At 63.6% G+C, this 18,479-nt stretch carries 18 protein-coding genes and 1 riboswitch; of the genes, 9 read left to right on the top strand and 9 right to left on the bottom strand.

All coding sequences use genetic code 11. From position 1 onward, the window contains the following. Nucleotides 1-16 precede the first annotated feature (16 nt). From D3227_RS30395 to D3227_RS30360, 8 genes are all read left to right on the top strand, one after another. Nucleotides 17-1,462, top strand: a complete 1,446-nt coding sequence (locus D3227_RS30395) for a type II and III secretion system protein family protein (protein WP_120017908.1) — start codon at nucleotides 17-19, stop codon at nucleotides 1,460-1,462. A gap of 4 nt (nucleotides 1,463-1,466) precedes the next feature. Continuing rightward, nucleotides 1,467-1,736 (top strand): hypothetical protein, encoded by a 270-nt coding sequence (locus D3227_RS30390; RefSeq protein WP_120017907.1) that lies wholly within the window; start codon nucleotides 1,467-1,469, stop codon nucleotides 1,734-1,736. A 33-nt stretch (nucleotides 1,737-1,769) separates the two neighbouring features. After that, complete coding sequence (locus D3227_RS30385) at nucleotides 1,770-2,984, top strand: CpaE/TadZ family protein (protein ID WP_120017906.1); 1,215 nt, start codon at nucleotides 1,770-1,772, stop codon at nucleotides 2,982-2,984. After that, nucleotides 2,981-4,402 carry a TadA family conjugal transfer-associated ATPase gene (locus tag D3227_RS30380; protein WP_120017905.1) on the top strand — a complete coding sequence of 474 codons (1,422 nt, stop codon included), beginning with the start codon at nucleotides 2,981-2,983 and terminating at the stop codon, nucleotides 4,400-4,402. Before D3227_RS30385 ends, D3227_RS30380 begins: the two co-directional genes overlap by 4 nt. A gap of 3 nt (nucleotides 4,403-4,405) precedes the next feature. Next, nucleotides 4,406-5,371, top strand: a complete 966-nt coding sequence (locus D3227_RS30375) for a type II secretion system F family protein (protein WP_120017904.1) — start codon at nucleotides 4,406-4,408, stop codon at nucleotides 5,369-5,371. 1 nt (nucleotide 5,372) lies between these two features. Beyond that, on the top strand, nucleotides 5,373-6,335 hold the full coding sequence (locus D3227_RS30370) for a type II secretion system F family protein (protein ID WP_120017903.1): 963 nt from the start codon (nucleotides 5,373-5,375) through the stop codon (nucleotides 6,333-6,335). A gap of 138 nt (nucleotides 6,336-6,473) precedes the next feature. After that, nucleotides 6,474-6,944, top strand: a complete 471-nt coding sequence (locus D3227_RS30365) for a tetratricopeptide repeat protein (RefSeq protein WP_120017902.1) — start codon at nucleotides 6,474-6,476, stop codon at nucleotides 6,942-6,944. A gap of 158 nt (nucleotides 6,945-7,102) precedes the next feature. Then, the gene (locus D3227_RS30360) at nucleotides 7,103-8,272 is read left to right on the top strand and encodes a GGDEF domain-containing protein (RefSeq protein WP_120017901.1); all 1,170 of its coding nucleotides are present in this window, start codon (nucleotides 7,103-7,105) and stop codon (nucleotides 8,270-8,272) included. Nucleotides 8,273-8,282: 10 nt separating this feature from the next. Here the strand turns inward: D3227_RS30360 and gcvP are convergent, their stop codons facing one another. The 3 genes from gcvP to gcvT are packed head-to-tail and all read right to left on the bottom strand — an operon-like array spanning nucleotide 8,283 to nucleotide 12,584. After that, nucleotides 8,283-11,093 carry an aminomethyl-transferring glycine dehydrogenase gene (gene gcvP / locus D3227_RS30355; RefSeq protein ID WP_120017900.1) on the bottom strand — a complete coding sequence of 937 codons (2,811 nt, stop codon included), beginning with the start codon at nucleotides 11,091-11,093 and terminating at the stop codon, nucleotides 8,283-8,285. 16 nt (nucleotides 11,094-11,109) lie between these two features. Further along, complete coding sequence (gcvH, locus tag D3227_RS30350; RefSeq protein ID WP_120017899.1) at nucleotides 11,110-11,478, bottom strand: glycine cleavage system protein GcvH; 369 nt, start codon at nucleotides 11,476-11,478, stop codon at nucleotides 11,110-11,112. Between the two features lie 5 nt (nucleotides 11,479-11,483). Continuing rightward, a complete protein-coding gene (gene gcvT / locus D3227_RS30345; protein ID WP_120017898.1) occupies nucleotides 11,484-12,584 on the bottom strand; it encodes a glycine cleavage system aminomethyltransferase GcvT in 1,101 nt (366 codons plus the stop codon). 148 nt (nucleotides 12,585-12,732) lie between these two features. Further along, nucleotides 12,733-12,819, bottom strand: a riboswitch (glycine riboswitch). A gap of 293 nt (nucleotides 12,820-13,112) precedes the next feature. Here gcvT and D3227_RS30340 point away from each other — a divergent pair. Next, nucleotides 13,113-14,114, top strand: a complete 1,002-nt coding sequence (locus tag D3227_RS30340) for a hypothetical protein (protein WP_120017897.1) — start codon at nucleotides 13,113-13,115, stop codon at nucleotides 14,112-14,114. A 40-nt stretch (nucleotides 14,115-14,154) separates the two neighbouring features. Here D3227_RS30340 and D3227_RS30335 read toward each other — a convergent pair whose 3' ends face one another. The 6 genes from D3227_RS30335 to D3227_RS30310 all read right to left on the bottom strand — a co-directional run. Then, nucleotides 14,155-14,946 carry a molybdopterin-binding protein gene (locus D3227_RS30335; protein WP_120017896.1) on the bottom strand — a complete coding sequence of 264 codons (792 nt, stop codon included), beginning with the start codon at nucleotides 14,944-14,946 and terminating at the stop codon, nucleotides 14,155-14,157. Nucleotide 14,947: 1 nt separating this feature from the next. After that, a complete protein-coding gene (locus D3227_RS30330; protein ID WP_120017895.1) occupies nucleotides 14,948-15,829 on the bottom strand; it encodes a cytochrome b/b6 domain-containing protein in 882 nt (293 codons plus the stop codon). A gap of 107 nt (nucleotides 15,830-15,936) precedes the next feature. Continuing rightward, nucleotides 15,937-16,614, bottom strand: coding sequence for a DUF1345 domain-containing protein (locus D3227_RS30325; RefSeq protein WP_120017894.1), 678 nt, complete (start codon nucleotides 16,612-16,614; stop codon nucleotides 15,937-15,939). 27 nt (nucleotides 16,615-16,641) lie between these two features. Further along, nucleotides 16,642-17,109 carry a YaiI/YqxD family protein gene (locus tag D3227_RS30320; RefSeq protein WP_120017893.1) on the bottom strand — a complete coding sequence of 156 codons (468 nt, stop codon included), beginning with the start codon at nucleotides 17,107-17,109 and terminating at the stop codon, nucleotides 16,642-16,644. Nucleotides 17,110-17,176: 67 nt separating this feature from the next. Beyond that, complete coding sequence (gene gfa / locus D3227_RS30315) at nucleotides 17,177-17,746, bottom strand: S-(hydroxymethyl)glutathione synthase (RefSeq protein ID WP_120017892.1); 570 nt, start codon at nucleotides 17,744-17,746, stop codon at nucleotides 17,177-17,179. A 65-nt stretch (nucleotides 17,747-17,811) separates the two neighbouring features. Beyond that, a partial coding sequence (locus D3227_RS30310) for a zinc-binding dehydrogenase (RefSeq protein WP_147377718.1) occupies nucleotides 17,812-18,479 on the bottom strand: 668 nt, incomplete at its 5' end.

Raw genomic sequence — 18,479 nt, 5'->3', positions numbered from 1 at the left:
GACGGGGACAGGTGCAATGTTTGGGCTGAATAACTATCGCTTGACGCAGTGGCTGCGCCTCACACGCGCGCTTGCCGCGGCGGCCTCGCTGGTCGCGGCCGGAGTGCTTGGCCTCAGCGCGCCGGCCAGGGCCAACAACGACGTCGTCTATGTCTCGGCGACCAAGAATACCTCGATCAAGGTGGCCAAGGGCAAGCCGAAGACGATCATGACCAATGCAGCCTTCTACCAGATCGTCATCGGCGATCCGGAGATCGCCAACGTCAATCCGCTGACCGACAAGTCCTTCTATGTGCTGGGCAACAATCTCGGCACCACCGGCATCGCCCTGTTCGACGAGAACAAGCAGCTGGTCGGCACCATCGACATCGAGGTGACTTTGGACACCGACCAGCTGGCGAGTACCATTCGCGCCAGCGTGCCGGACGCCAACATCAAGGTCGGTTCGGCCAACGGTCGCGTGGTGCTGTCGGGCGAGGCCGATGACGCGGTTGCCGCCGAGAAGGCAAACAAGATCGCCACCCGCTTTTCCGGCAATGAGGAAGTGATCAACTCGGTCAACATCTCGTCGTCGCAGCAGGTCCAGCTCAATGTCCGCTTCGTCGAGATCAACCGGCAGGCCGGGCAGGATCTCGGTGCCAAGTACAGCGCCAACTTCGCCTACGGCATCGGCGGGCGTGAGGTCAGCCTTGAGCCGGGCGAGGTACCGGGGGCGGGGACCGGCGAAGTCATCGGCCGGCTGTTGTCGAACGGCGTGTCGATTGACATCGCCATCAAGGCGCTGGAACAGCGCGGTCTCGCCCGGCGACTGGCCGAGCCGAACCTGATCGCCCGTTCGGGCCAGACAGCGAGTTTCCTCGCCGGCGGCGAGTTCCCGATCCCGGTTTCCGAAGAAGACGGCAAGATCAGCGTCAGCTACAAGAAATACGGCGTCAGCCTGGATTTCACGCCAACCGTGCTGAAGGACGGGCTGGTGGCCCTCGACATCGCGCCGGAAGTGTCCTCGATCGATGCCTCGGCATCCTACAATATCGGCGATATCTCGGTGCCGGGCTTTATCGTGCGCCGGGCCAGGACGTCGGTCGATCTTAAGAACGGCCAGAGCTTCATGATCGCCGGCCTGCTGCAGTCGCAGAACGACATCACCACCTCGCGCCTTCCCGGCCTCGGCAAGTTGCCGGTGCTCGGACCGCTGTTCTCCTCAAAATCCTACCAGCGGCGCGAGACCGATCTGGTGATCATCGTCACGCCCTACTTGGTCAAACCGGTCGATCCGTCGAAGAAGCTCGTCGAGCCGACCGACGGCACGCAGCCGGCCAGCAATGCCGATTACTTCCTGAACAACACCGAGGAGGTGAAGGCCTCCGACCCGAACCGCGCCCTGGCGATGGCCGACGGCCGCGTCGCGCAGCCTGCCGCAGCCACCACGGCCGGTCATTTCCTCGACCTGCCGAAGGATTGAAGCCATGCGTGTGGCCCCAGGATTGTTGCTTGCCCTGTCGCTTGCCGGCCCCTCCGCCGGCTGCACCAGCGACGACTACGTGCGCAGCGAAGGCGTGACGCCGGCCGCCGGCAATGCGCAGGCATCCAATACCGTCATGCAGATGGTCGATCCGTGGAAATACGGCGTCCAGAACACTAGGCTTCTGGTGCCGGCCCAGCGCGGCACTCCCGCGACCGGCGGCGCCGACCCGGCAGCCAGCGCCACGACGACGCCGACGTCCACAACCAATTGATTTGATTTGTTATTGACCTGACAGGCTGATGATATGGCAAGCGGCATCAAGACCAAGAAGATCCTGCTCGTATCCACCGACAGGACGTTCCTGCAGGACACGCGTACGGCGTTCGCCGCGTCGGAGGTGATCGAACTTTCGACGGTCGACAAGAACGTGACGGAGCTGCGCGGCGAGGTTCAGGAGGCCGATTTCGGCGCCCTTATCGTCGACATGGATGCGGCGAAGCTCGAGGAGATCGAGTCGCTGCAGCGCATCATGCGCCGGCTTGAAGGTCGTGTTCCGGTCGTCGTCGTCACGCAGGAGTTCAATGCCGCGGCGGTGCGCATCCTGGTGCAGCTCAAGGTCGCCGACTTCCTGGTCAAGCCGATCACCACCGCCGACCTGGTGCGCTCCGTCATCCGCGCGCTGCAAGGTCCGGGGCGGGAGGAAAACACCGAATCGCAGATCTATACTTTCATGCCGGCCGCGGGCGGCGTCGGCACAACGACACTGGCGCTGCAGACCGCGTTCCAACTGCATCATTCGGTGACGCGGGGCGCCTCGACCTGCGTGGTCGACCTGAACTTCCAGCAGGGCGCCTGCGCCGAATATCTCGACCTCGAACCGCGCTTCGACATCACCGAAATCGAGAACCAGCCCGAGCGCCTCGACCGGCAACTGCTCGATGTGATGCTGTCCAAGCACGCGAGCGGGCTCTGCGTGCTGGCGGCGCCGACGCGTCCGTCGGAAATGCGCTCTTTCAAGACCGACGTCGTGGTGCGCATGCTGGACCTCGTCTCGGCCTATTTCGACAATGTCGTGATCGACATGCCGCGCACCTGGTTTCCCTGGACGGAAACGGTGCTGCTCGGTTCCAACAAGCTCTATATCGTCGCTGAAATGACGGTGCCGTGCCTGCGCCACACGCAGAGGCTCATCCAGGCCGTCTACGAGACTGCCGGCAAGGAAGTGAAGCCGAACGTCATCGTCAACCGCTTCGAGCAGAAGATGTTCGACAATGGCATCAAGCAGGCGGACGTCCAGGAAATCCTCGGCGAGCATTTCGTCGGCGGTATCTCCAACAATTACCGCCTTGTGCGCGAGGCGGTCGATCGCGGCGTGCCGCTGCACGACATCGATCCGAACGCCAATGTCGTCAACGACCTGAAGAAGATCATCCTGCCGGAGGAAGCGGTCGCGACACCGAGCAAATCGAAGTCACTGTTCGGTATCGGCAAGGGATTGCTTAAGAGGAAGGCCGGATGACCAGCCGCTTTTCCACCCTTCAGAACCGCGACGCGCGCCCGCTGAGGGCGCCCGAGACCGCGCCGGTCACCCAGCACGCCGTGGTCATTCCGACGACCCGCAAGCCTGTCGCACCAAAGCCGGAGGCCGCACCGGCCAAGAGCGGCAACAAAGTGGGCGACGCGCGCGTTCGTATCCACCGGATGTTGCTCGAGGAGATCAACCTGGTCGCGCTGGAACGGCTGCCAAAGGACGAGATGCGCCGCCAGGTGCATGAATTCGTCTCCGAAAAGGCCCGCCAGGAGCGGATGGCGATCAATACCGTCGAGCTTGACGCGCTGGTCGACGACATCGTCGACGAGATGGTCGGCCTCGGTCCGTTGGAGCCGCTGCTGAAGGATCCCGAGATCAACGACATCCTGATCAACGGCCACCAGAACTGCTTCGTCGAAAAACGCGGTAAGCTGCAGCAGGTGCACATTCCTTTCAAGGATGAGGCGCATCTGCTTAGAATCATTAATAAAATCGTCGCTGCGGTGGGCCGTCGTGTCGATGAATCGCAACCCATGGTCGATGCGCGCATGCTGGACGGCTCGCGCTTCAACGCGGCCATTCGGCCGGTCGGTGTCGACGGGCCGCTTGTGTCGATCCGCAAGTTTTCGAAGAACAAGCTTGGCCTGCACAAACTGGTCGAGTTCGGTGCCATCACCCAGAACATGGCCGAGGTGCTGGCGGCGGCCGTGCATGCCCGTAAGACCACCATCATCTCGGGCGGCACCGGCACCGGCAAGACGACGATGCTGAATGCGCTGTCGGCCTTCATTCCCGAAGACGAGCGGCTGATCACCATCGAGGACGCGGCCGAGCTTCAGCTGCAGCAGCCGCATGTCGCGCGCATGGAAACACGCCCGGCCAACATCGAAGGTCATGGCGAACTGAAACAGCGTGACCTAGTCAAAAACGCGCTGCGCATGCGCCCCGACCGCGTCATCCTCGGCGAATGCCGCGGCGAGGAAGCCTTCGACATGCTGCAGGCGATGAACACCGGCCATGAAGGCTCGATGGCGACCATCCATGCCAACACGCCGCGTGATGCCATTTCGCGTCTGGAGCAGATGCTGGGCATGACCGGCATGCCGATGACGGTGCAGTCGATCCGCAGCCAGATCGCCAGCGCCATCGACATCATCGTCCAGCTGACGCGCCTGTCCGACGGCAAGCGCAAGGTGACCAGCGTCGCCGAAGTGACCGGCATGGAAGGCGACGTCATCCAGATGCAGGAAATCTTCCGCTTCGTGCGCACCGGCATGGAGGCCGACGGCAAGATTCTCGGTCACTACGAGGCGACCGGCATCCGCCCGCGCTTTCTCGAGGATCTGCGCGCCATGGGCATCGAGTTCCCCGGACGCTATTTCGAGCCCGGCCGGCCGCAGGAGTAGCAGGTGTTCGAGGGCTTCAGCGCGATCTACGTCGTCTATGCCGCGGCCGCGCTCAGCGGCATCATGATCGCCGAGGCCTGCTATCTGCTCTACGCCGGCCGCAGCGACAAGCGCACGGCGATCAACCGGCGCATGAGGCTGCAGGAAAACAAGATCAGCCAGGAGCAGGTGCTGATCCAGCTGCGCAAGGAGCGCGGTCTCGAGGCCGGAGCGTCGCGGTTTTCGCTCGACCAGTTCCGTGCGCTGCGCACCCAGTCCGGCATGGTAATGCCGTTACCCAAATTCCTGACGATCACCTCCGGCGTGGCGTTTGCGCTGGCGCTGGTTGCCATCTGGCATGGCCTGCCGCTGCTGATGGGCCTGCTCCTTTTCGTTGTGCTGCTGCCCGTGCTGCCGGTGATGGCCATGCGCACACAGCGCACCCGCCGGCTGAAGCGGTTCGGCATACAGTTGCCCGAGGCGCTCGAGCTGATCACGCGCGGCCTGAAGGCCGGCCACCCGGTGCCGGTGGCCATCGCCATGGTGTCTCGCGAAATGCCGGACCCGATCGGCACCGAATTCGGCGTCATTGCCGACGAGGTTACCTATGGCTCCGACCTGGTTTCAGCGCTGAACGCGCTGTTCGACCGCGTCGGCCACGAGGATCTGCCATTGTTCGTCACCGCAGTGTCGATCCAGACCAGTTCGGGCGGCAATCTGCGCGAAATCCTCGACGGGCTGTCGGCGACGATCCGCGATCGCGGCAAGCTGCGCCGCAAGGTGCGCGCCATTTCGACCGAAGGCCGCATGTCGGCATACATCCTGACGGCGGTGCCCGCGCTGCTGTTTGCCGGCATCATGGTGCTGATGCCGCAATTCTACCAAAGCGTCTGGGGCGAGGCGAAGACCTGGTACATGCTTGGCGGCTCGGTCGCATGGCTGATGCTGGGCAACGCGATCATGTTCAAAATGTCGAACTTCAAATTCTGACATGCAAAGCGTCATCGAATTCTTCGCCTCGCTTGCGCCGACCTCGCTGATACCGGTCGCGCTGCTGTTGCTTGTGTTGGGCGGCGGCGCGGTGGCGTGGCCGCTGGTCGCCGCGCAAGGCGACCGCAACGACGTCAAGCGCCGACTGAAGATAGAGGACAGCCAGGCGATCGAACGCATCGAAGCAGCGCCCAGGAAGAACCCCAGCGCGGTGCGCGAGAAGGCGGTCAAGAGAGCGCAGGAATTCTACGCCAAGAGCGATCCGGAAAACGTCGCGCGGCTGCGCATGAAACTCATCCAGGCCGGCTATATGGAGCCGCGCGCGGTGGGCACGTTCTTCCTGATCCGTTTTGCCGCCTTTGTCGGCGCCGCCGTCGGTGCGTTTCTGATCAACCATTGGATGGCCAGCGCCGATGCGACCATGACCAGCCGCTGGAGCTTCGTCATCCTGTCGGGAGCCGCCGGCTATTTCCTGCCGGGCATGGTGCTGAGCCAGAAGGTGCGCGAAAAGATGCGCGAGTACCGCAACGGCTTTCCCGACTTCATGGACCTGATGATCGTCTGCTCCGATGCCGGCATGAGCATGGAGGCCGGCATCGAGCGGGTTTCGAAAGAACTTGCCAAGACCTATCCGTCGCTCAGCCATAATCTGCAGATGGTGTCGCTGGAGCTGAGGGCCGGCCGCAGTCTCGACGACGCGCTGAAGGCGCTCGCCGATCGCCTCAGCCTGGACGAGGTGCGTTCCTTCGCCACGCTGCTGCAGCAGTCCAAGGAGCTTGGCACCAGCCTGTCGGGGGCGCTGCGCGTGTTTTCCGACGAAATGCGCCACAAGCGCATGTCGCTCGCCGAGGAGAAGGCACATGCCTTGCCGGCCAAGATGTCGGTGCCGGTGACGGTTTGCATCCTGCCGGTGGTGCTGATGATCGCCATCATTCCGATCATCGTCAAAATGACGGCGGATTAGGATTTCGTTTTTTTTCGACAAATGCGCCCCTTGTTCGAAACCAAATCTTAGGTGCGTTTCGGCACCGAAGGTTAATCGCCTTCTTGTACGGTGCTTCCTGAAGAACGACCCGGCAAATCGGGCGATTGGGGCAGGGGCATGCGTCACAGAACTCTCACGGCAATGGCCGCGATGGCAGCCGTCCTGATGATATCAGGTTGCACGTCGAGCAACGTCGACACGACCAAGACCACCGCTATCCAGCCAACGGCAAAAGACGTCAGCGCTTCCGACCTGGAGCAGGGCAAGGCGCAGTTCCGCGAGGCGAATTACGGCCTCGCCGAAAAGCACTTCCGCAAGGCCGTCGAGCTGAAGGCCGACAATGCCGAGGCATGGATGGGGCTGGCCGCCTCCTATGACGAACTCGGCCGCTTCGACTTCGCCGACCGTGCCTATGGCCAACTTCTGAAGGTTGCCGGCCGCAAGCCGCAGATCGTCAACAATATGGGCTATTCGCAGCTGCTGCGCGGCAACAAGAAGAAGGCCAGGGCGCTGCTCCTGGAGGCCAAAGCCCACATGGCCGACCAGACGGTCGTCGACGCCAATCTGGCGCTGCTGGCCAAGAGCTGAACCTTTCGGTCTCGCATCCGTAGCGTGCAGCGGGACATCGACTCTTTGTAAACCCTGTCCGCAGGTTGCGCGGGAAACCTTGCCGAAAGCAGTATCTGCGGACCGCCGCTGGCTTATGATGCAGTGCAACCAAGGATCGCAAAGGCTGCCGCTCACCTATGTTGGATTTCAGTTCACTCCTGCTCGCAGCGGCGCTGTCGGGCTCGTGTCTCAGCATAACGCTGTTTGCAATCTGGTTCACCACGCCAATGGCGCGGTTCGTGCTGACGGTGGCGTGCGGCATGCTGGTCCTTGTCGCGCATGTGGTGCTGTTCTGGCAGTACGGCAGAGATCCAAGCCCTTGGCTGTGCCAAGCCGTGCTTGCGCTGCTCAGCCTGGGTTTTCTGATCATCTGCCTGTCGGCCATGCAGTATCTGGGCGTTGGCCACTATCGGAGCGTCGTGATGCCGACCGTTGCGGCGATGGCCGTCTGCGCGGCTCTCACCTATTTCGGCCTCGATGGCGTCGGCTTCATCCTCACCTACATTGCCGTGACGGCGCTGCTGACGGTGACCGGGGTGCTGTTCTGGATCCAGGGCGGTCATGATCGCCGGATTCTGCTGGTCGTTTCGTTCCTGAGCGGCACCTGTGCACTGTCCTTCGGACTTTGCGCCGCGGTGCTGGTCGTCAAGGGACAATGGGTGCTCGGCGTGGCGCCTGACAACTGGGCCGAACGATTGAATTCCGTCGTGGCGGTCGCCTGCATGACCGGTCTCGGGGCGTTGACGCTCTCGCTGCATCATCTGCAGGCGCAGATCGAATTGAAGGCCGAGACCTTGACCGACCCGCTGACCGGACTGATGAATCGGCGCGCGCTGATGTCGCTCTATGGCGATCGCGCCTTCGGCCCGTTCATGTCAGTGGTCATGTTCGACCTCGATCATTTCAAGCGGACGAACGACGTATTCGGCCATCCGGTCGGCGACAAGGTTCTGTGCCGCTTCGCCGCGGTTATCCGCAAGTATGGCAGGACCGGCGTCGACGCCTTTCGACTCGGCGGCGAGGAGTTCGCGCTGGTCATGTCGCGCATGACGGAGGAAAAGGCCTACGACTTTGCAAGCAAGATCGGCGTCGCCTTCGGCGCCGAAGTCGTGCCTACCCCGCGCGGCCCCTTGCGCAGCACCGTCAGCGGTGGCATCGGCTTCGGCCAGGTCGGTGGCAGCAGCCTCGAGGACGTGCTGGCCGAGGCCGACAAAGCGCTCTACGCGGCCAAGAACGCCGGGCGAAACCGCGTCCTTGTCCTGGACAGAGCGAGCAAGGCCGACGGGCCGGCCTTGCGTTCCGCCTGACCCGCCCGATTTATTCGGCGGCGCCCAGATATTCCGACAGCGGCGGGCAGGAGCAGACGAGGTTGCGGTCGCCGGCGACATTGTCGATGCGCGATACCGGCGGCCAGTATTTTGCCACGCTGTCGGCGTCACCGGCGGGATAGGCCGCCTCCAGGCGCGAATAGGGATGCGACCATTCGGCGGCGAGCGCTTCCGCCGCGGTGTGCGGGGCGTTGACCAGCGGGTTATCGGCCAGCGGCCACTCGCCCTTTGCCACCTTGGCTGCCTCGCCGGCAATTGCGACCATCGCCTCGCAGAAGCGGTCGAGCTCGCGCTTGGGCTCGGACTCGGTCGGCTCGACCATCAGCGTGCCGGCGACCGGGAACGACATGGTCGGCGCATGGAAACCGTAGTCGATCAGCCGCTTGGCGATATCGTCGACGCTGATGCCGGCGCTCTCCTTGAGCACGCGTGTGTCGAGGATGCACTCATGCGCGATGCGATCGTGCCTGCCCTTGTAGAGCAGCGGGAAGTGCGGTGCGAGCCGCGTCGCCACATAGTTTGCCGAGATGATGGCGGTTTCCGTAGCCTGCCTCAGGCCGGAAGCGCCCATCATGCGGATGTACATCCAGGTGATCGGCAGGATGGAGGCGCTGCCGAACGGTGCGGCCGCCACGGCATGCGCCGAGCCCTCGGTGACATGACCCGGCAGATAGGGCTTCAGGTGTGCCTTGACGCCGATCGGCCCGACGCCCGGACCGCCGCCGCCATGCGGGATGCAGAAGGTCTTGTGCAGGTTCATGTGGCACACGTCGGCGCCGATATCGCCGGGGCGGGCGAGGCCGACCAGCGCGTTGAGGTTGGCGCCGTCGAAATAGACCTGGCCGCCATGCTCGTGAATGAGGGCGCAGAGGTGGCGCGCGCCTTCCTCGTAGACGCCATGCGTCGATGGATAGGTGAACATCAACGCCGCGAGATTCTTGGAATGCTCATTGGCCTTGGCCCGCATATCGTCCATGTCGATATTGCCGTCCTCCGAGCAGCGCACGACGACAACGCTCATGCCGGCCATCGCCGCACTGGCCGGATTGGTGCCATGCGCGGAGGACGGGATCAGGCAGACGGTGCGATGGCCTTCGCCGCGCGAGCGGTGATAGGCGCGGATGGCGAGCAATCCGGCATACTCTCCCTGGCTGCCGGCATTGGGCTGCAGGCTGACCGCATCGAAACCGGTGATCTCCGACAGCCAGCCTTCCAGTTCGCCGACCATGGCGCGGTAGCCGGCCGAATGGCTGGCCGGCGCGAAGGGATGCAGATTGGCGACGCTCGGCCAGCTCACTGGCATCATCTCGGCCGCGGCGTTGAGCTTCATGGTGCAGGATCCCAGCGGGATCATGGCGCGGTCGAGCGCCAGGTCCTTGTCGGCCAGCCGGCGCAGGAAGCGCATCATCTCGGTTTCGGAGTGGTTCTCGCGGAAGACCGGCTGGCTGAGGAACTCCTTGCCGCGCGGTTTGCCCGGCACGGTGCTAGTGGCGGCAGCGCCTGCCTTGGCGCCGAATAGCGCGGCAATTGCCTCCAGATCGGCCTCGGTCGAGGTCTCGTCGAAGCTGATGCCGACATGGTCGGCGTCGATGACGCGCAGCAGCCGGCCGGTCTTTTCGGCGGCGGCGGCAATCACCCTGGCCTTGCCTTTCACTTCAACTGTTACCGTGTCGAAGCGGCTTACGCCCAGTACCGATACGCCGGCGGCCGAGAGGCCGGCAGCCAACTGATTGGCGAGCCCGTGGATGCGGCCGGCAATCGCCTGCAGGCCGGCGGGGCCGTGCCAAATCGCATAGGCGGTCGCCATGTTGGCGAGCAACGCCTGCGCCGTGCAGATGTTGGAGGTCGCCTTGTCGCGGCGGATATGCTGTTCGCGCGTCTGCAAGGCGAGCCGATAGCCTGGACGGCCCTTGCTGTCGGTGGACTGGCCGACGAGGCGGCCGGGCATCAGCCGGGTCAATTTGTCGGAGACGGCGCAGTAGGCGGCGTGCGGGCCGCCAAAGCCCATCGGCACGCCGAAGCGCTGCATCGGGCCGACGGCGATATCGGCGCCAAGCTTCGCCGGCGCGTCGGTCAGCGTCAGGCCGAGCGGATCGGCAATGAAGATGACCAGCGCGCCGGTGGCGCGGGCATTTTCGATCGCTGCCTTGTGATCGCCATAGACGCCGAACGTGTCGGGCCAGGAGACGAGCAAAGCGGCGGTGTTGTCGTCGATGGTCTCGCCGTCAACTTCGGTGCCAAGCGGTTCGGCGCGGGTGCGCACGACGTCCAGCGTCTGCGGGTGCGGCGTGCCGGCGAGCGCCACCTTGGTTCGCTTGTCGCGATGGTGGCGCAGCGCAATGCCGACCGCCTCGGCCACGGCAGTTGCCTCGTCGAGCAGCGAGGCCGACGCCACCGGCAGGCCGGTCAGTTCGGCGACCAAAGTCTGGAAATTGAACAGCATTTCCAGCCTACCCTGGCTGATCTCGGCCTGATAGGGCGTGTAGGCCGTGTACCAGGCCGGACTCTCGAACAGATTGCGCTGGATGACCGGCGGCACGTGGACGCCGTGGTAGCCGGCGCCGATGAAGCTCTTCAGCACCGTGTTCTTTGCCATGGTCGCTGCCAATTCGGCCAGCGCTTCAGCTTCGCTGGCCGGCTCGGGCAGGGTCAGCGGCAAGTCGAGGCGGATCGATCTCGGCACGGCCTGACTGATCAGCGTCTCGACCGAGGGCACGCCGATCGTGGCGAGCATGGCTCTGACATCGTTGAGGCCGGGGCCGATATGGCGGGCGGCGAAGGGGTAGGGTGCTGCGCTCATTTGTCGTTATCCTGCTTCAGCCGATATGGGCCTTGTAGCCCGCCTCATCCAGAAGGCCTTCGAGCTGGCTTTCATTGGCGAGCCTCATCTTCCACAGCCAGCCGTCGCCGGTCGCCGCCGAGTTGACCAGGGACGGGTCCGACGACAACGAGGTGTTGGCTTCGGTGATCTCGCCGTCGACAGGCGCATAGACGTCCGATGCCGCCTTGACGGATTCGACCACGACCGCCGTATCGCCCTTGCTCAGTTTTTTCCCGATTTCGGGCAGTTCGACGAAGACGAGATCGCCGAGCTGCTCCTGCGCGTAATTGGTTATCCCGACAGTGGCGATGCCGCCTTCGACGCGGAGCCATTCGTGGTCTTCGGTGAAATAGGTCTTTGCCATCGGGCTTATCCTTTGCGGTAGCGATGAGGTGTGAAGGGCAGGGGATTGATTTCGATCGGGATTTTCGTCCCGCGCACATCGGCGAAAAGTTTTGTGCCGGGCTTGGCCAGCGCAGTCTGGACATAGCCCATGGCAACCGGATGGCCGGCCGACGGGCCGAAACCGCCCGTGGCGACGTGGCCGGCCGGATTGCCGTCGGCGTCGAACAGTGCCGCACCGGCGCGCACCGGCTGGCGGCCTTCCGGCTTCAGGCCGACGCGTTTTTGCGCCGGGCCGCGCTCCAGGACTGCGCGCAGGGCGTCGGCGCCGACGAAATGGCCCGCGGCGCGAACATCCTTGGGGATCGCCCACATCAGCCCGGCGCTGGCCGGATCGATTTCCGGCGTGATGTCCTGGCCGTGCAGGCAGAGCCCGGCTTCCAGCCGCAGGCTGTCGCGGGCGGCAAGGCCGATCCATAGCACGCGCTCGTCTTCGAGCAATTTCGCGACTAGATCCCGCGCGTCCGCTTCCGGCAGGCCGATCTCGAAACCGTCTTCGCCGGTATAGCCGGAGCGGCTCATGAACCAGTTTTGCCTGGGCTCGATGCCGTGCATGAACAAAAGCGAGCCGGTCTCGATGCCGGCGCGGGCAAGGGCCGCCCAGGCCTCGGGACCCTGGATGGCCAGGAAGACGCAGTCGAGCGCGTCCACCTTTGCGTCGAAATCCTCGGCCAATGCCCGCAGGTGCTTCTCGTCCGTGACGGCATTGCCGGCATTGGCGACGACCATGAAGCGCTCGTCGCCGAGCCGCGTGACGATGAGGTCGTCGATGACGCCGGCGGCCTCATTGAGGAAGAAGGTGTATTTCGACTGGGATATGTCGAGCGCGCCGGCGTCGAGCGGGCAGGCGCGGTTGAGAAGTGCCGTGGCACCGGGGCCGCTGACCTCGAACAGCTTCATGTGCGAGATGTCGAACAGGCCGGCATGCTCGCGCGTGTGGAGATGCTCCTTCATCACGCCTGCCGGATAGGTCAGCGGCATCGACCAGCCGGCGAAGGCGCCAAAGCGCGCGCCGGCGGCGGTATGCAGATCCTCGAGGGGAAGGTGCCTGGTGTCGTCGTCCGTCATGTCATCTCCAGAGTCGCACGCAATCGGCCGCTGATGGCGACCAGTCCGTGCCCCTCTGTCTGAAGCCTGAGAGACTTGCGCCCCGTAACTCTGTCGGCAGCGCTTACACCTTCGGCGCGGGGGCAAGCCCCGACTTTCCAGAGTGTCTTTCCCGTCTACGGTTCTTTTGCCTGAGAGATTTCGGGCGATTTCCCCTTCGGCGGCAGCTCTCGCTGCTCTCTCCCGCAAACAGGTAGGACTCAAACCATGAGCCCTCGACTCGTCATCCATAGCCCGTGAACGACACCTTGTCACCTGCCAGCGACATCTAAAGCGCGTCGCGCTGAAACGGATTCAGGCGAAGCGCTTTAGATCTTTGTTTTGATGCATGTCGTTCTCCCAAAACCGCGGCACACTTTTGGGCGACATGCGTTGGCTGACAAGTCTTCGCTAACCACGCCGTTTGCCGGATTCTCAAGACACTGCTGATATGCTGGTCGACATGATGGCTTGCGATCGGCGGCAGCCGGCGCGGACGGGGACAAGAAAATGGGCGAACTGATCATGAGCGCGCCGGTGGCGGGACTGACCTCGAAGAACCGCATCACGGCCGAGGACGTGATGATGCTGCGCCGCGAGGTGTTCGGCGATGGCGTGGTGAGCCGCGGCGAGGCCGAGGCGCTGTTCGCGCTCGACGCGACGGCGCGCGACAAGTGCCAGGAATGGCCCGAATTCTTCGTCGAGGCGATCACCGACTACATCGTCCATCAGGAAAAGCCGGCGGGCTATATCTCGGAAGATAATGCCGACTGGCTGGTGCGGACGATCTCGCGCGACGGCATGGTCGACAGCCGCACCGAACTCGAACTTCTGGTGCATGTGCTGGAAAAGGCGAAATCCTCGCCCAGCCGGCTTTGCGCCTACGCGCTGGAACAGGTCGCCCATGCGGTGATCGACGGCAAGGGACCGCTGATGCTCGGTGGCCATCTGGTCCCCGGCCTGATCGCCAAGGCCGAGGTCGATCTGTTGCGCCGCATCCTTTATGCCTATGGCGGCGATGGCAACATAGCGATCACGCGCGCTGAGGCCGAGGTGCTGTTCAAGATCAACGAGCGGACCGCAGCGACCAGCAACGATCCGTCCTGGAACGATCTGTTCATCAAGGCGATCACCAATTTCGTCATGTGCTCGGCCGGTTACGAGGCGCCGACGCGCGAGGTGGCGCTGCGCCGCGATGCCTTCTTCGATCAGGCCGATCCGGAGATTGGCAGCTTCTTCGGCCGCATGGTGTCGGGCGGGCTCGCCAGCATCATGGAAGCCTATCGCTCGCCCGATGGTATCGAGGCCGAGTGGGAAGCAAAGAACCGGGCAGCGGAAGCGCTGGCCCGCCGCGCCGAGACGATCGACGCCGGCGAGGCGAAATGGCTGGCCGAGCGCATCGGCGCCGATCGGCCGTTGCTCGATAACGAGCGCGCGCTGCTGACGCTGATCAAGCATGCCTCGCCGGAAATCCATCCGGCGTTGAAGCCGCTGCTCGACAAGGTCGCCTAGGCGTCAAACCATTGATCGCAAATGGCGGAGTGGTATCGCATTAGATTCCGGCATACCAGTCGTAGCCATTGTCTTCCCAATAGCCACCGCGGCCGCCGCCGATGCTGGCGAAGCTGTCGACCAGCTCGATCTTGTATAGGTATTTCGGCATCTTGTAGCCGAGCTGCCGCTCGACCCGCACGCGCAGCGGCGCGCCGTTCTCGACCGGCAGTGGTTTGCCGTTGAGGCCATAGGCGAGGATCGTCTGCGGATGGCGGGCATCGATCAGGTCGATGGTGCCGTAATATTTGATGTCGCCGGCAAGGCTGCGGTCGATCGTGTCCAGGCAGTGGAACATGACATAGCGCGCCTGCGGCTTGACCTCCGCCTGGTCGAGAACCAGCGACAGCGGCGTGCCGGTCCATTTGGCGATACAGCTCCAGCCTTCGACGCAGTCGTGGCGGGTGATCTGGGTGCGGCTCGGCATGTTCTGAAGTTGCTCGCGGGTGAGCGACAGCGGCTTCTCGACCAGGCCTGAAACCTCCAATCGCCAGTCGGCGAAGTTGTTGGCGAGCAGGCCCTTATAGGTATCGTCGTCGGGCGCGGTGACGCCATTCGGCCGCTGCGGCTGGCGGATATCGGCCTCGGTGAATTCCTGGGCCAGCGCGTCGCGGCCGGCGAGCCAGCGTTGCGCGCGATACGTCAGGCCGTTGGCGCCTTCGAGGAAACTGCGCAAGCCGTCACCGACGCCGAGCTGGCTGTCGAAAGCATCGCAACCCGACAGCATTATGCCGGAAACGCCAAGGCTGGCCGAGGTGAGGAATTTGCGACGGCTGATCTCGAACTTTGCCATGTCAGGCGCTCCTCTCGGGCGTGTTGTCGCCATGCGCCGGCGGCGGATCGGTGCGGTACCAGCCGGTGATGATCGAGCGCAGCTCATTGATCGGGCCGGCGGCGAGGATCATCAGCATATGGACGATGAAGAAGCCGACCAGCAACACCATGACCGCGAAATGGATGGTGCGCGCCGTCTGCCGACCGCCGAGCAGGTCGTTCAGGAACGGCAGCACCGAATTCATGCTCGGCGACATGGCAAGGCCGGTAATGATCATCAGCGGCAACAGCACGAACAGCACGCCGCCATAGGCCATCTTCTGCAGCGTGTTGTATTCGCGAGTGTGGTGGAATTTCAATTTGGCGTGGTCGACAATGTCACGCGGCAAGCGCTTGAGATCTTCGATGCGCGGTGCGAGATCGCGGCGCAGATGGTCGTTGAGCACACTGGCGACGAGCCAGACGACAAGGGTGGTGCTCAGTATCCAGGCGAAGAAGAAATGCACGACGCGGGCGGTGCCGAGGTCGTAGTAGGATGGGATGGTTGCCCAGGACGGGAAGCCGCGCGCTGTTTCCTGGCCGGCCGGTCCCGACCAACCGAGCACACCGGTGGTGTCGAAGCGCTTGCCGAAGATCTCGGTGTAGCCGCGCGTGCCGGCAGCGGTGTTTTCGGCGCCAATGGCGAAGACGGTGTTGTTGTAATCGAACCCGGACTCCTTGCCGATATAGAGCTGGGGGCGGGCATTGAAGATCTGTAGGCCGGAAAGCAGCATGAAGAACAGCGAGATCGCCCACAGCCAGTGCGTCAGCCGCGTCCAGCGCGACTGCCGGTAGATCAGCGTCGCATCCTTCGGCGCGGCATCCGCCTCGACGGTTGGTTGGCTCCTGGCAACGGTTTCCATCGTCTTTTGTACTCCCGGCCGCGCGTCCCGTCGCGGGCCTCTCAGCTGTTCGTTCTCCTCCCAATACGTCGCCAGCCCAACCGATGTTTCACACGATCACGTTTTTATTACGGGCTGCCGAGGCTGACGGCAAGGTTGACCGCGGCGGCGACGATCACAGTGTTGAAGAAGAACGCCAGGATCGAATGGACAAGCACCACGCGGCGCATATGCGAGGTCGTGATGCCGGTGTCGGCGGTCTGCGCCGTCATGCCGATGACCGTCGCGAAATAGAGGAAATCCCAGCCTTCCGGCCGTCTGCCGCCGGGGAACTCGAGGCCGCTGACCGGTATCTTCTTCTTGGTGGTGGCGTCGATCTCGTCGCCGTCCATCCAGTAGACATGAGCGTAGTGGAGCGCCGCCATGGCATGGATGGCAAACCAGCCGAGCGGAATGGACGTCATTGCGAAGACGAGCTCCAACGGGTGCGCGCTGTCCTTCTGGTTGATGAGCTGAAAAAGCGAGCCGATGGCGATGCCGACGACGAACAGCGTGACGGCAAAGATCACCAGCACTGGCAGGTCGGTGGCGCGCGCGTTCTTGCTGAGATAGTGGCCGGTAAGCCGCGGCATCAGGGCGAGCACGAGAACGACGTAAGTGGTAAAGAACGCGTTGGCGCCAATCGAATAGGGGAGCGGCGCATTGAGCAGCAGTGCAACGACGAGTGCGACGACACCGATGACAGCGGACACGGCGAACTGCTTATGCCGGGGCATCGGCAATTTGGCGGATGTGTCGTCAACCATGGTCCTGCCTCTGAAGGGCGCCTGAAGTCAATCCGGTGTGGCGGATTTGAGCGCCCGCCGCAAGATGCGGTCGAGCTCACCCAGGAATCGCGAACGGTCCTGCGGCATGAAGCCGGCATTGTAGCCTTTGCTTTCGCCGGTCTCGCGCAGATGCTGCTTCAAATCGCGCATCGCCACCGCCATGCCGATGGTTTCCGGCGTGAACGGGCGTCCGGTTGGGCCGAGCACATGGGCGCCAAGCGCCACGGCGCGGGCGGCGAGCGGAATGTCGGCCGTTACCACGATGTCGTTCGGCCTGGCATTGTCGACGATCCAGTCATCGGCGGCGTCGGCGCCCTTGGAGACGACGACGTTGCGGATCATCGGATCGCGCGAAGGACGCAGGCCGCCATTGGAGACGAAGGTGACGACGATGCCGTGGCGCTCGGCGACCTTTTCGACCTCGGCTTTCACCGGACAGGCATCGGCGTCGACGAGGATTGCGGGTGCGGGCATTGTCTCTCCAAAACGAGCATGGGGCCGGAGACTTGCCCGGCCCCATGCCTAAAATCGAACAAATGTGTCAGGTCGGTAGTGCGCCAGACTTCTTGGCGGTCCATGTCGCGATGTAGTCCATCAGGCCTGGATTGAGGCAGTCATAGGGCTCGAGGCCGATTGACTTCAACTGCGCGCGGATGCCGTCCATGCGGCCCGGATCGACGCCCGATTCGATGATCGACGAGACGAAGGCGGTGAAGCCCGGCGGCGACCAGCCGTCCTCCTCGAAGCGCTCGGGATGGATGAAGCTCAGTCCCTTGAACGGATGATCGCGTTCGACCGGGCCGTGCATGTGGACGCCGCAGCCGGTGCAGGCATGGCGCTGGATCAGCGCGCTTGGGTCGACCACTTTCAACTTGTCGCCATTCTCGACGACGGTGACGTCGCCGGTGCCGGCCACGGCAACGACCGAGAAGATCGCGCCGTCAGGCTTCCAGCACTTGGTGCAGCCGCAGGCATGGTTGTGGGCGATCTGGCCCTTGACCTTCACCTTCACCGGCTTGCTGGTGCAGGCGCAGACCAGCGTGCCGCCGGCAAAGCTTGCGCTTTCCCTGGGCAGGCCATTGTCGATTTTCGGATGCAGTTTTTCCGGCATTTTATTCCTCCCTTGTTGAACCCTGTGCAACTTCAGTCGCTGGCCCTTCGGTCGGCGGCTTCTCCTTAGTAAATCACCACGCTTCTGATCGACTTGCCCTCATGCATGAGGTCAAAGCCCTTGTTGATGTCTTCGAGCTTCAGCGTGTGGGTGATCATCGGATCGATCTGGATCTTGCCGTCCATGTACCAGTCGACGATCTTCGGCACATCGGTGCGGCCGCGCGCGCCGCCGAAGGCGGTGCCCATCCAGCTGCGCCCGGTGACCAGCTGGAACGGCCTGGTCGAGATTTCCTGGCCAGCACCGGCGACGCCGATGACGACCGACTTGCCCCAGCCGCGATGCGAGGCCTCCAGCGCCTGGCGCATCACCTTGGTGCTGCCGGTGCAGTCGAACGTGTAGTCGGCGCCGCCGATCTGGTCGGCGCCACGCTTGGTCATGTTGACGAGATGAGGGACGATGTCGCCGTCGATCTCCTTCGGATTGACGAAATGCGTCATGCCGAACTTCTCGCCCCAGGCCTTCTTGTCGTTGTTGAGGTCGACGCCGATGATCATGTCGGCGCCGGCAAGTTTTAGCCCCTGGATAACATTCAAGCCGATACCACCGAGACCGAAGACGACGGCGGTGGCGCCCTGCTCGACCTTGGCGGTGTTGATGACCGCACCGATGCCAGTGGTGACGCCGCAGCCGATGTAGCAGATCTTGTCGAAGGGGGCGTCGGGATTGACCT

Source organism: Mesorhizobium waimense, from assembly GCF_003601975.1.
GTDB lineage: Bacteria > Pseudomonadota > Alphaproteobacteria > Rhizobiales > Rhizobiaceae > Mesorhizobium > Mesorhizobium waimense.
Note: the sequence above shows the minus strand (reverse complement) of the source record. Positions and strands in the feature narration are given on the sequence as shown.